Raw genomic sequence first — 11,581 nt, forward strand, 5'->3', positions numbered from 1 at the left:
AAGAGGCCATTTTGATGCAAAAAATCCGGCGCCAACGACGCCCTGGAACGCGCTTTATTGAAAAACGCACACGCCCAGTGACTGGCTTTTGGCCCGGTACATGGCGGTGTCTGCAGCGCGCAGGTAGTCGTCCACCGTCGCCAGCCTGGATGCGCTGTTGGCCAAGCCGATACTCGCGCCACTGATCACAGTGTGCGTGCCGATCACATACGGCGCAGCGAGGGCCGCGGCAATCTGGTGGGCGCGTTGGCTGGCTTCGGCGGGATCAATGGACTCCAGCAGCACATTGAACTCGTCACCACTCATGCGGGCGACCAGATCCACCGCCCGCACGCAGGATTCGAGCCGCCGCGCCACCTGTTGCAAGAGCTGGTCGCCCACATGGTGCCCGTAGCTGTCATTGACAGCCTTGAACCCGTTGAGGTCCAGCAGCAGCACGGCGAACATCGTGGCTCCACCGCGTGTCGGCGTGCCATCACCGTTCACCACCTCGTTCTGGTGCAGCGCGATCAGTTGCGCAAGGCGGTCGCGGAACAACGGCCGGCCGGGCAGGTTGGTCAGCGCATCGTAGGAGCTGCCACGCTCGGCCAGATCGCTGAGCGATCCCGCCATGCGCACGGGCACACCATTTTCGAACTCGGCGAGCCCGCGCCAATTGACCCACACCAGCCGCCCAGCCCCGTGGAACGCACGGAAGTCCACCGAAAAGTTCGGGCTGTTTCCCGACAGGTGCCTGCGGTAGGCCTCCTGCACGCGAGCGCGATCCTCGGGATCGATGAGTTGCTCCAGAAAGCGCCAGCCTCCGTCGTGCACATGATCGCGGCTACCCAGCCCGACGATCTGGAGAAAACGCCCGGACACATGCAGAGCGTCCGTTCGCAAGTCCCAGTACCAGATACCGTCATTGGATCCGCGCGTTGCCAGCGAATAGCGGTTTTCAGAGTGCACCAATTCGAGTTCGGTGTCCTTCTGCTGGGTGACATCGATCATCAGGCCGATCATGCGGTTTGGTCGCCCCGGCTCGACCACGGCACGGCACAGATCACGCACCCACACGACCTTGCCAGACTTGGCAATCAGCCTGTAACTCATCTCGTAGGCATGGCTGTGTGTGGCGTTGTAGGCGGCATCGTCAATCACCAGGGCCTGCGCCAGATCATCGGGATGCACATGCGCCCGCCAGAAGCCCGGGTCCGCCCGCCATTCCTCGACGGAGTAACCGAACAAGCGTTCGACCTGCGGGCTCAGAAAGGTATTGCCCACACCGATTTCAGCCTCCCACACCACGCCATCAATGGTTTCCAGCAAGCGCAAAAAGCGCTGGCGAACTTCCACCAGCACCTGTTCGGTGACCTCGGTGATCTCGATCAGCACACCCTGGCGGCTGATCACCCGCTCCGCCGCATCCGTCTCCGGGTGGAACTGCAGGCGCACCCAGCGGTAGTCCGCGTCGGCAAAGCGCAAGCGGAACACCGGCATGCCCGAGCGCATGGTGCCGACGTCGTCGGGATGCACGAACTCCAGCAAAGACCTGCCGAGCGCCGCAGCCACCGGATGGCCCGTGAGCTTGTGCCACGCGGGATTCAGATACGTGATCTCCCACAGCGCATCGGTCTGCACCACCGCCTCGGGCAGCAGTTGCAGCAGGTTCGCGGACGGCGCGGGAGTGTTAGGCATGCAGGGATATCGCAAAACAGGTCAGGTACATGCAGGGCGGCGCTGAACAAGTCCTTCGCGCGTCGCACAACCCGGTTGTGGGCGGCCTGCTGCGGTGCAAACTCCATTCCAGAATCGGGTGCGCGCCATCACGGGGACTGAGGCTGCATCGCCTTGACGGATCGAAAAATCAACCATCTAAAAGCTAGTATGGCATGCATCTCAGCCATCCTTGGTCTCGGTGGTTTTGTGCAGTGAATGCGTGCAAGCCAGCAACGCCCTCCCCCGCTGCTGGCTCGCTCACAGCACGACGGCATCGCCCGTCAGAACGCCACCTTCACCCCCACCGTCAGGTTGCGACCCATCAGCGGCGCCGCGTTCTTGATGAACGAGGTGTGGGCGTAGGCCAGACGGTCTGTCAGGTTGGTGCCCTTCAAGTACACCTGCCAGGGCGTGCCGCCGCTGAACTGGCCGTTGTAGGCCAGACCCACATTCAGCATGCCGTAGCCGGGGGTTGCGGTTTCGAAGGCGGCGATGCGGTTCTGGCGAGCCACCTGCACCCATTCCACCTGGCCTTCCCAGGCGTTCCAGTTGCCGTCCAGGCGCAGGCCGGCACGGGTGGCGGGGATGCGTGGCAGGTTGCCAGCGCCGTCGATCCTGGCGCGCACGGTGTCGCCGAACAGGGTGATGCCCAGGTTGCGGTTCAGACGCTGGCGCACCTGGCCTTCGATGCCGGTGAAGGTGGCGTCGGCCTGGCTGTACTGCAGCAGTTGCAGCCCATCCAGCGCATCGAGCGTGCGTCCATAGATGTAGTTGTTGATGCGGTTGCGGAACACGCTCACGCCAAAGGTGGTGTCGCCCGCCGTCTTTTTCAGGCTGAGGTCGAAGTTCTGCGAGGTTTCAGAACGCAGGCTGGCATCGCCGCGCTCGTACGTGCTGGTGGCCATGTGCAGGCCGCGTGCGTACAGCTCTTCGGCCGAGGGGGCACGGCTGGCGCGGGTGAAGGAGGCGCCCAGCTGGTAGCCGGGGGTGAACTTCCAGACCGCGCCCAGCGACGCGGACGTGCCGTTGTGGCTGCGTTCGATGTCGCTGGTTTCGGCGCGGGCGGTCTGGCGGTCGTGGCGCAGGGCGGCTTCAAAGCGCCAGTCGCCCAGGCGGTATTCCTCCAGCGCAAACAGGCCGGTGCGGCGGGTGACGGTGGGTTGCACGTAGGCCTCTTCGCCTTCGGCGCTGAATTTGCGCTGCGAGGTCTGCAGGCCGATCACGCCCTTGAACCCGGCGATGGGCTCGTGCTGCAGCTCGATGCGTGTGTCGTAAGCCTTGTTCTTGAAGGTGGTGCTGACGGCGCCGTCTTCCACCTCGTCGTGCACGTAGTCCGTCACCCCCGCGCGCAGCCGCAGGGCCGAGAAGCCCGCAAACGGGTTGCGCAGCTCGCCCCGGATGTCAAAGCGTTCGCTGCGCAGATCGACCACCGGGACGTCGCCATGTCCTGCGCCATGGTCATGGTCGTGGCCGTCTTCTTCCCCTTCGTGGGCGCCGCAGTGCAGCTGGTTGCCGTGGGTGTGGCAGCCCTCAAAGCTGTGGTTGTGGCCCGGCAGGCCGTATTTGGCGGCCTGGCGGGTGTAGGCCGCACCCAGGTAGCCCCGGTCGCCCACCCACGACAGGCCCACGCTGCCGGTGTTGGTGCGGTTGAAGCTGCCAAGCACCTTGCGCGTGGCTTCGTCCTCGGGCGCCCAGCCTTTGCCCACGCGGTAGTCGCCCGCATCGCGCGCCACGCCTTCCACATGCACGGCCAGGTTGCCGGTGCCGCCGGTGAGCGAGAAGGCCCCGGCGCCTTCGCGTGCGCCGCTGTTGGCGCGCAGCTCTGCGCTGCCCTCCAGCCCCTTGGCCGGGACGGCGGTGGGCACCTTGCCATCCAGCACGTTGACCACGCCGCCCACGGCGCCGTTGCCATAGATCAGGGCTGAAGGGCCGCGCAGCACCTCGATCTGGGTGGCCAGCAGCGGCTCGGACACCACGGCGTGGTCGGGGCTGATGGTGGAGGCGTCGTGCAGCTCGGCGCCGTCGCTCAGCACCTTGACGCGCGGGCCGTCCATGCCGCGAATGATGGGGCGGCTGGCGCCCGCGCCAAAGTGGCTGCTGGTGATGCCTGGCTCGCTGTTGAGCGTTTCGCCCAGCGTGGCCTCGCGGCGGCGCACGAGTTCGTCGCCTTCGAGCACGGTGGCGGGCGTGGTCATGTCGCTGGTGCCCAGTTGCAGGCCGCTGGCAGAGACGGTGACGGGCGGCAGACTGGGCGTGGCTTCGGCCGCAGCCAGGGCCGTGGTCTGCGCCTGGGCGATGGGGCCCGCGCCCGACAGCGCCAGCATGGCGGCCAGGGCCACGGGGTGCAGGGTGGTGGGGCGGCGGCGTTGGGGCATTACGGGGTGGGCAAAAGAGATGGAGGTCATGGTGGTCAAGGCTTGCAAGACAGGCATGCGCTGCACCCCACCAGGCGGGCCGGGTGTGCGCAGGCGGACGGACGAACAGCTTCCCGCCTTGCGGGCGTGAAAATAGGAATAAAAATAGCCTTCTGCGCGCGTTGGTATTGCGCTTCTAGCTATGAAATCAGGAGTTTTGGAGTGCCAAGAGGCCTGCGCGGCGTGACCCGACCCGCAACGGGTGGGGCGGCGCCACAAACGGCAAGCGCTGGCGGTCGGGCTCAGGCCGCTGGCGGGCCGCGCGCCAGGAACAGCGCGGTGTGCGGGAGCGTGGTGCGCCCGGCCGGGGGATGCGGCTGCGCCTGCGTGGGCGTGGCCTCGGGCAGCGCCAGGGGGGCGCTGTGCAATGCGTCGCCCAGCGCGAGCTGGTCGAGCAACAAACAATCGGCAGGGGCGTGGCCTGCCACCAGCTGTGCGATCAGCCCGTGGCTGTGCTCTGCGCCCGCCGTGGCTTTGGTGTGGCTGTGGGCGTGGGCAGAGGCCTGCACCCGGTCCAGCGCATCGCCATGCACCACCTGGTGCAGGCGCCCCAGGCTGGGCGCCGCGACCAGGGCCAGCACCAGCCATGCCAGGGCGAGCTGCGCCCACCAGCGCGCAGACGCGCCCTGCCCTGCGCCGCGCGGCGAGGCGGGCAGCCGGTGCTTGAGCAGACCGAAGCGGTGGCGCGTCATGGGCTGGTTACAGGCGGAGCCAGGTCGGGGCCCGGGTCACTTCACCTGCACGGCATCGACCACGCGGTAGTACAGGCCGTACTGGTCGTTGGTGAGCACGGTAAAGCGGCCCTCCACCACCACGGGCTCCATCGAATACCGCACGGGGGTCTTGGCCTTGACCTCGACCATGCTTTCGGGCCCGCCGGGCAGGCAGAACGAGCACGTCATGGGCACGGAGGTAAGCAAGAAGTGTGTCTGTGTGGCCTTGGCGTCCAGCGGCATCATGAAACCCTGGATGCGCTGCACGCTCTTGTCCATGCCTTTTTGCGCCTCGTTGAACACGGGCACGATGCCGTCCTTGGTGGTCTTGCGGGTCAGGTCGGTCAGCACCGACCACGGCACCACGTCGTTGCGCTGGGGCAGCGGTGCGATGGGGCTGTTGGGGTTGTGGTACCCCGCCCCGGTCCCCGACGGGATGCCCGCAGCCGCCCCGGCGGGCATGGGCGACGAGAGCACGGGGGCTGGGCTGGTGGCACCGGGCGCTGCGGCGGTCCGGCCCGTGGCGCGCTCGAACGCGCCGGGCTCGGGCTTGGTGGCCGGGGGCTGGCTGGGCGCCTGGGCCCACACGGCCCCGGCGCAGCCCATCAGCGCGGCTGCTGCCACCATGTGGCGCGCGGCGCGAGCCCGGCGGGCGGCGTGTGCCCGAGAGGCAACGTTCAGGCGGTGGGGCGGGAAGATGGCCATGGCGGGAGAACCTGTTGGTGGGGTCTGACGTGGAGAGTGGCTAAGCCGCAAATCAGTGCGCGTGCTTCATGCCGCAGTATTTTCCGATAGCCAGGTTCTTGCAGGCGGCCTGCAGGTCTTTCTGGCACTGGTCATGGCCCTTGCCCGACTCCAGGCATTTGGCTGCGGCCTCGTGTGCAGCGGCCATGGCGCGGTGGCGCTCGACATCGGCCTTGGTTTCCTTGTCGCTGTGCGCTTGGGCGTGGGCCAGGGCACCGGCGAGGAGCATGGGGACCAGGGCGAGAGCGGTAAGGAGCTTTTTCATGGAAAGACTTTCAGGTTGGGGTGATGGATGGAGGTTGGATGAAGGGGTGGGCGCGGGGACGGCATCAGGGCTGACTTAACAAATCCGCCACGTCGGTGCGGTAGGCCTGCATCGCGGGCAGCAGTGCCGCCAGTGCTGCCACGCCCGCCGCCAGAAGTGGCACGCCCGCCTCGGCAGGCAGCCAGATCCAGCCGGTGACGGGTAGCAACCCCTGTGCCTGCAACGCCCAGCCCAGGCCATGGGTGAGCGCATGGCCCAGCAGCAGGCCCAGCAGGGACGCCAGCGCAGCCAGCCACAGCGCCTCCCACAGCACCAGCCCGGCCACGCGGCCCGGTGGCGCGCCCAGCATGCGCAGCATGGCCAGGTCAGCGCGGCGCTCGCGCACAGCATTCCACAGCGCGATGAAAACGCTGAGCGCTGCCACCGCCAGCAGCACGCCACCAAAAGCGCGCAGCACATCGGCGCCCACGCCCAGCAGGCGCAGCAGGCGCGTGACCTCAATCGCGGGTGCCGCTGCCTGCATAGACGTGCCGCTGTTCACCTGGCGCGGCAGCGAGATGGCAGCCATCGGCGTGCGGTAGCGCACCAGGGCCACGGTCACCTCGCGCTCCTGCTTCATGATTTCTAGGTCCTCGGCATCGTTGGCCGTGGCGGTCTCGTGCACCATCCAGACCGATTCGGTGCTGGTCAGAATCAGCCGGTCCAGCACGCAGCCGCAGGGCGCGAGCACGCCGCTCACGCGGTAGGGGTGGTCGCCATGGGCGTGCCCTCCCCCACCCAGGCCGTGGCTGCCGACAAAGGTGGCGCCCACCAGGGGCGCATCGGCATGGCTGGCTTTGACAATGCCCCGCGCCACGTTGGCGCCCAGCACCGCGTCCATGGGTTGTTGCCACGGTGCGCCTTCGGCCAGCGTGGCCTCGTAGTGCGTGAGGTAGTCCGGCGTGGTGCCCACAATGCGAAAGCCCTGGTAGCTGTCGCCCAGGCTCAGCGGGATGACCTGCGCCACCAGCGGGTTCGTCTGCAGCGCCAACACCTCTTGCAGCGGGATGTTGCCCGTCGGCACGTCGATGTGGAACACACCCGACAGGATGAGCTGCAGCGGGCTGCCCTTGGCGCCCACCACCAGGTCGATGCCGCTCAGGTCGCGCTCAAACGCCTTGTCGAGCTGCGTGGCCACCAGCAGCACCAGGGTGATGGCGGCCAGGCCCAGCGTGAGCACCAGCAGGTTGAGCACGGCCGCCAGCGGGCGGGACCACAGGTAGCGCCACGACAGGCGGGCCAGTTTTACTATGTTTTTCATAGCTGCTCGCGCCGGTCTGTTGCGCGGAGGGCCGCTATTTCATTCAAATCCAGCGTCTGCGCACCGGCCAGCGCCTGCACCACACGCTGGTCGTGGGTGGCGATGACCAGGCTGGCATCGCAGGCGGCGGCGCTCTGCTGCAGCAGGGCCAGCGCATCAGCGGCAGCCTCGTCATCCAGGCTGGCCGTGGGTTCGTCCGCCAGCAGCACCTGCGGCGCCAGCAGCACCGCCCGCGCCAGCGCCACGCGCTGTGCCTGACCACCGGAGAGCTGGTGCGGCCTGCGGGCGGCCAGTTCGGCCACGCCCACCTGGGTGAGCGCGCGGGCAATGGCCGCATCGTCCCGCGACTGCCCGGCCGCAAAGTAGGCCAGCGCCAGGTTGTCGGCCACGGTGAGTGCGCTGCTGAGGTACAGCTTCTGCGGCAAAAACCCGATGGTGCGCGCGCGCCAGGCATCAATCTCGGCCCCGCGCTGCGTGCCCAATTGGGTGCCAGCCACAAACAGATCGCCCCCGCTGGCACCGCGCAGCCCCGCCATCAGCGCCAGCCAGGTCGATTTGCCGGTGCCCGAGCGCCCGCGCAGCAGCAGCGTGCCGCCCTGGCGCAGGTCCACATCCGGAAAGCGCAGCGGCGCCGCGCCGCCCGTGGCATAGGTGTAGGAGAGCCCCCGGGTGCGGATCATGCGGCTGCGCCCTCGGCCGGGTGGGCACAGTCGGCACAGCGCCCGTGCACGGCAATGTCCACCGCCAGGCTTTCATGCCCCGCCGTGGCCAAAGCCTGCAGCACTTGTTTGAGCGCCGTCTGCACCTTGGCCGAACCTTGCGACAGGCGGAACTGGCGGTGGCAGTCGTCGCATTCAAAGCGCGGTGCGGCGCCCTCTTCCCCCTGCGGCGCCAGCGCATACCGCGTCACGCGGGCGGCATCGACCTGCTTGTTCAGCAGCCCTGCAGCGGCAAAACGGTCGAGCATGCGGTAAACGGTGACCTTGTTGACCGCCACACCGGCGGCCACTAGCGCGGCCTCGACTTCGGGTTCGGACAAAGCCGCGTCAGGCTGCGCCGCATACACCGCCGCCAACGCCCGTGTAGCGCGGGTGGCGCGCATGCCGGGCGGGAGGGACCAGGGCTGGGGACGTTGGGAGGAAGGTAGTGGCATGGGGAATGCAGATGCACTGCACCTAACGCAATCGGGTTGCATTATGCCCGCCAACAGCCTCATTCCGAGCCCACCGGCTATTCGGGGCAGTGAAACCAGAGCGCAGGAGATGGATTGGGCCTCTATCGTGATCGCCAGCGCCTCAGCGTCAGCCCTTCAAATACCGCGCAAACGTCTTCCTGAATTTCTCCACCTTCGGCCCCACCACAAACGCGCAGTACCCCGCGTTGGGGTGGTTCGCAAAGTAGTCCTGGTGGTAGGCCTCGGCCGTGCTGTAGTTCTGCAGCGGCTTCACTTCGGTGGTGATGGGCGCGCCAAACAGATTGTCTTGCGACATCTGGCGGATCATGGCGTTGGCGATCTCGCCGTGCTCGGGGTTGTCATAGTAGATGCCGCTGCGGTACTGCGTGCCCACGTCGTTGCCCTGGCGGTTGAGGGTGGTCGGGTCGTGGGTGTGGAAGAAGATTTCCAGGATGTCTTCCAGGCTGATCTCGTCGGCATCGAACGTCAGGCGCACCACCTCGGCGTGGCCGGTGTCGCCCTCACAGATCTGCTCGTAAGTGGGGTTGACGGTGTGGCCGTTGGTGTAACCGCTTTCCACGTCGGTGATGCCGCGCACGCGGTCGAACACAGCTTCGGTGCACCAGAAGCAGCCGCCGCCGAGGGTGATGGTTTGTGGGTTGTGGGCCATGTGGATCTCCATGCAGTTCGGGGGAAGAACGCTGGCGGCATGGTACGCGCCCTCACCCGCCGCAGTGTGGACGGGGGCATTGGGTCTGTGCGGCTGGGCGGCTATTCCGTTTCCAAATCATCCGTGTCTAGGCGCGAAGCCGCAGACAGTGCTGTAGCACGGCAAGGCGAAGCAACAACGACACGGATGATTTAGAGCGGCTAACAAAACTCTTCTGGCGTCGTTGCTGTGTCTTGTCGTACTGCTCGTACTGCCTGCGACACAGCGCCTAGCCAGAACCGCTTCGCTGAGTTTTGTTAGCCGCTCTTAGAAGCGGAATTACTCGTACTGGCGGCCCTGGGCCATCAGTTCGGGCGTGCCAATCAGCGCATTCAGGCCGTCAAAGTCCATCATCCGGTCCTTGAACGGCGCCGTGGTCTGGTGCGTGCGCAGGCTGGCGTAGTAGCCCTGCAGCGTGTGCGCCACGGCGCGGGCAGTGCCGCCCGGGAAGATCACGATGCGAAAACCGCGCTGCTGCAGCTCTTGCGCGCTATGGATCGGCGTCTTGCCGCCTTCGACCATATTGGCCAGCAGCGGGATGCGGTAGGCAAAGCGCTGGCAGGCTACGTCCATCTGCTCGGGGGTGCGCAGGGCTTCGATGAACAGCGCGTCTACACCACATTCCAGATACCCCTCGGCGCGGTCGAAGGCGGCGTTAATGCCCTCCACAGCCAGCGCGTCGGTACGGGCCAGGATCAGCGTGTGGGCGCTGCGGCGCGCGTCCAGCGCGGCCTTGAGCTTGCCGCACATCTCGGCCACAGGCACCACGGTTTTGCCATCCAGATGCCCGCAGCGCTTGGGAAATCCTTGGTCCTCAATCTGCACCATGGCCGCGCCCGCACGCTCAAAGCCGCGCACCGTGCGCTGGGTGTTGAGTGCATTGCCAAAGCCGGTGTCGGCATCGACGATGACGGGCGTTCGCACACGCTCGGTGATGCGGGCCAGGGTGTCTTCCACTTCGGTGTAGGTGGTCAGGCCCACGTCGGAGCGGCCCAGGCGCGTGTAGGCAATCGATGCGCCCGAGAGGTACAGCGCCTCGAAGCCCGCCTGTTCGGCCACCAGGGCGCTCAGGGCGTCGTACACGCCGGGGGCCAGGATGGCGCGGGGTTGGTTAAGGCGTTCTTTCAACGATGAAGGGGTCATGTCTTCAAACTTTCTGGCGGGTCAGCTCTGCCGCCGTGTGCGCGGCGATGTAGCCACCAGCCACGGCGCTGAGCAGGCCGTTGCCGGAGAGATAGCCCCAGACCGCGTCACCCGACACGCCACGGGCCGCACCGCCTGCGGCCAGCAGATTGGGAAATGGCTGGCCGTGCTGGCTGAGCACGCGGCACTGAGCGTCGATGTCCAGCCCGCCCTGGGTGTGGAACAGCGCGCCGGTCACCTTGACGGCGCAGAACGGTGCCTGCAATGGACGGCTAAAAGTTCGGTGATTTGCATCATTTTGGCTGCTACCGCCCGTCAGGCTTGCGAGAGTAGCTATCAATTTTGATTCTTCGCAGCCGATGGTGGCCGCCAGCGCCTGCACGCTGTCGCAGTGCTTGACAGCACCGGCTGCCTCGGCATCCACAAAGTCCGGGAAGCCACGGGCCAGTGCGAGGATGGGGGCATCGAACACGTTCCACGCCACGCCACCCGGCTGCGCCAGCACATGCACCGAGGCCTCGGAGTAGCCCTGCGTTTCGTCGTGAAAGCGCTCGCCCAGTGCATTGACCTGGATGCCGCCTTCCATCATCAGCGCCCAAGAGATCAACGCGCCCTGCGGAATGGCCCAGGAGCCGTGGCCCTGGTAGCCGCCCAGGTCGGCCAGCCGGGCGCCCAGCGCCTGGCCCCAGGCAATGGCGCTGCCGTCGTTGCCGGTGTGGCCGGCGAACAGCGCATCGCGCATCTCGGGCAACAGCTCGCGCACCATGGCCGAGTTACCGCCAAAGCCGTTGCAGGCCAGGATGAGTGCGTCGCAGGCCAGGTGCTCCAGCGTGCCGTCGGGCCGCTCGTAGCCCACACCGATCACGCGCTGTTGGGCGTTGACCCACAGCTCGCGCACCGTGGCTTCGGTGATCAGCGGAATGTCCGCCGCTGTCACGGCGTTGGCCAGGCGGCCCATCAGGCCCACGCCAGTTTTCTCGGGGGTGGCGTGCATGCGGCGCACGCTGTGGCCGGGGTACAAGAATCCATCGAGCACCTGCCACTGCAGGCCGTGGCGCGTTTGCAGTGCGTCCAGCGCCGGGCCTATGGCCTGGGCATAGGCCTGCACCAGATGCGGCGCCGCCCTGCCCTTGGCCTTGGCGCTGATGTCGGTGGCGAACCGCTCCGGGCTGTCGTCGTCAATGCCCGCCGCGCGCTGCGCCTGCGTGCCGGGCGCGGGGATAAAGCCGGATGACAGGGCCGAGGAGCCCAGCGGCGTGGCATCGCGCTCCAGCACGGCGCAGTCCACACCGCCGTCGTGCAGCATCAGCGCCGCCGTAAGGCCACAGGCGCCGCCACCCACGATGAGCACCGGCACATGGGCGTCTTGCGCCACGTTGCCGGGCATGTGCTCGGCATGGCAGATGCGGGGCGTACTCATT

The 11,581-nt window shown here is 67.1% G+C and carries 11 protein-coding genes; all 11 read right to left on the reverse strand.

Annotated features, from left to right (window positions below):
• Window positions 1-54: 54 nt before the first annotated feature.
• The 11 genes from AvAM_RS01855 to AvAM_RS01905 all read right to left on the reverse strand — a co-directional run bounded on the left by AvAM_RS01855 (window position 55) and on the right by AvAM_RS01905 (window position 11,580).
• The gene (locus AvAM_RS01855; RefSeq protein WP_137745472.1) at window positions 55-1,677 is read right to left on the reverse strand and encodes a sensor domain-containing diguanylate cyclase; all 1,623 of its coding nucleotides are present in this window, start codon (window positions 1,675-1,677) and stop codon (window positions 55-57) included.
• Window positions 1,678-1,979: 302 nt separating this feature from the next.
• The gene (locus AvAM_RS01860; RefSeq protein WP_171012114.1) at window positions 1,980-4,022 is read right to left on the reverse strand and encodes a TonB-dependent receptor domain-containing protein; all 2,043 of its coding nucleotides are present in this window, start codon (window positions 4,020-4,022) and stop codon (window positions 1,980-1,982) included.
• A 332-nt stretch (window positions 4,023-4,354) separates the two neighbouring features.
• On the reverse strand, window positions 4,355-4,804 hold the full coding sequence (locus tag AvAM_RS01865) for a hypothetical protein (RefSeq protein ID WP_249367873.1): 450 nt from the start codon (window positions 4,802-4,804) through the stop codon (window positions 4,355-4,357).
• A gap of 36 nt (window positions 4,805-4,840) precedes the next feature.
• Window positions 4,841-5,530, reverse strand: a complete 690-nt coding sequence (locus tag AvAM_RS01870; protein ID WP_249367875.1) for a DUF3299 domain-containing protein — start codon at window positions 5,528-5,530, stop codon at window positions 4,841-4,843.
• 52 nt (window positions 5,531-5,582) lie between these two features.
• Complete coding sequence (locus AvAM_RS01875) at window positions 5,583-5,834, reverse strand: hypothetical protein (RefSeq protein ID WP_137745473.1); 252 nt, start codon at window positions 5,832-5,834, stop codon at window positions 5,583-5,585.
• A 64-nt stretch (window positions 5,835-5,898) separates the two neighbouring features.
• A complete protein-coding gene (locus tag AvAM_RS01880) occupies window positions 5,899-7,134 on the reverse strand; it encodes an FtsX-like permease family protein (RefSeq protein ID WP_137745474.1) in 1,236 nt (411 codons plus the stop codon).
• Window positions 7,131-7,814 (reverse strand): ABC transporter ATP-binding protein, encoded by a 684-nt coding sequence (locus AvAM_RS01885; protein ID WP_137745475.1) that lies wholly within the window; start codon window positions 7,812-7,814, stop codon window positions 7,131-7,133. The genes AvAM_RS01880 and AvAM_RS01885 overlap by 4 nt, the downstream gene beginning before the upstream one ends.
• Window positions 7,811-8,236: a Fur family transcriptional regulator gene (locus AvAM_RS01890; protein ID WP_137745635.1), complete on the reverse strand. Its 426-nt coding sequence runs from the start codon at window positions 8,234-8,236 to the stop codon at window positions 7,811-7,813. Before AvAM_RS01890 ends, AvAM_RS01885 begins: the two co-directional genes overlap by 4 nt.
• A 199-nt stretch (window positions 8,237-8,435) precedes the next feature.
• Window positions 8,436-8,978: a peptide-methionine (S)-S-oxide reductase MsrA gene (msrA, locus tag AvAM_RS01895; protein ID WP_137745476.1), complete on the reverse strand. Its 543-nt coding sequence runs from the start codon at window positions 8,976-8,978 to the stop codon at window positions 8,436-8,438.
• A 318-nt stretch (window positions 8,979-9,296) separates the two neighbouring features.
• On the reverse strand, window positions 9,297-10,160 hold the full coding sequence (locus AvAM_RS01900; RefSeq protein ID WP_137745477.1) for an oxaloacetate decarboxylase: 864 nt from the start codon (window positions 10,158-10,160) through the stop codon (window positions 9,297-9,299).
• Window positions 10,161-10,164: 4 nt separating this feature from the next.
• A complete protein-coding gene (locus tag AvAM_RS01905) occupies window positions 10,165-11,580 on the reverse strand; it encodes an FAD-dependent oxidoreductase (RefSeq protein ID WP_137745478.1) in 1,416 nt (471 codons plus the stop codon).
• Between the last annotated feature and the right edge of the window lies 1 nt (window position 11,581).

Source organism: Acidovorax sp. NB1, assembly GCF_005405905.1.
In the GTDB taxonomy this organism is placed as follows: domain Bacteria; phylum Pseudomonadota; class Gammaproteobacteria; order Burkholderiales; family Burkholderiaceae_C; genus Acidovorax.

Excerpts from the sequence above, each read along its gene's own strand:
- AvAM_RS01855 (WP_137745472.1), bottom strand. The coding sequence starts at position 1,677 with ATGCCTAACACTCCCGCGCCGTCCGCGAACCTGCTGCAACTGCTGCCC.
- AvAM_RS01860 (WP_171012114.1), bottom strand. The coding sequence starts at position 4,022 with ATGCTGGCGCTGTCGGGCGCGGGCCCCATCGCCCAGGCGCAGACCACG.
- AvAM_RS01865 (WP_249367873.1), bottom strand. The coding sequence starts at position 4,804 with ATGACGCGCCACCGCTTCGGTCTGCTCAAGCACCGGCTGCCCGCCTCG.
- AvAM_RS01870 (WP_249367875.1), bottom strand. The coding sequence starts at position 5,530 with ATGGCCATCTTCCCGCCCCACCGCCTGAACGTTGCCTCTCGGGCACAC.
- AvAM_RS01875 (WP_137745473.1), bottom strand. The coding sequence starts at position 5,834 with ATGAAAAAGCTCCTTACCGCTCTCGCCCTGGTCCCCATGCTCCTCGCC.
- AvAM_RS01880 (WP_137745474.1), bottom strand. The coding sequence starts at position 7,134 with ATGAAAAACATAGTAAAACTGGCCCGCCTGTCGTGGCGCTACCTGTGG.
- AvAM_RS01885 (WP_137745475.1), bottom strand. The coding sequence starts at position 7,814 with ATGATCCGCACCCGGGGGCTCTCCTACACCTATGCCACGGGCGGCGCG.
- AvAM_RS01890 (WP_137745635.1), bottom strand. The coding sequence starts at position 8,236 with ATGCGCGCCACCCGCGCTACACGGGCGTTGGCGGCGGTGTATGCGGCG.
- msrA (WP_137745476.1), bottom strand. The coding sequence starts at position 8,978 with ATGGCCCACAACCCACAAACCATCACCCTCGGCGGCGGCTGCTTCTGG.
- AvAM_RS01900 (WP_137745477.1), bottom strand. The coding sequence starts at position 10,160 with ATGACCCCTTCATCGTTGAAAGAACGCCTTAACCAACCCCGCGCCATC.
- AvAM_RS01905 (WP_137745478.1), bottom strand. The coding sequence starts at position 11,580 with ATGAGTACGCCCCGCATCTGCCATGCCGAGCACATGCCCGGCAACGTG.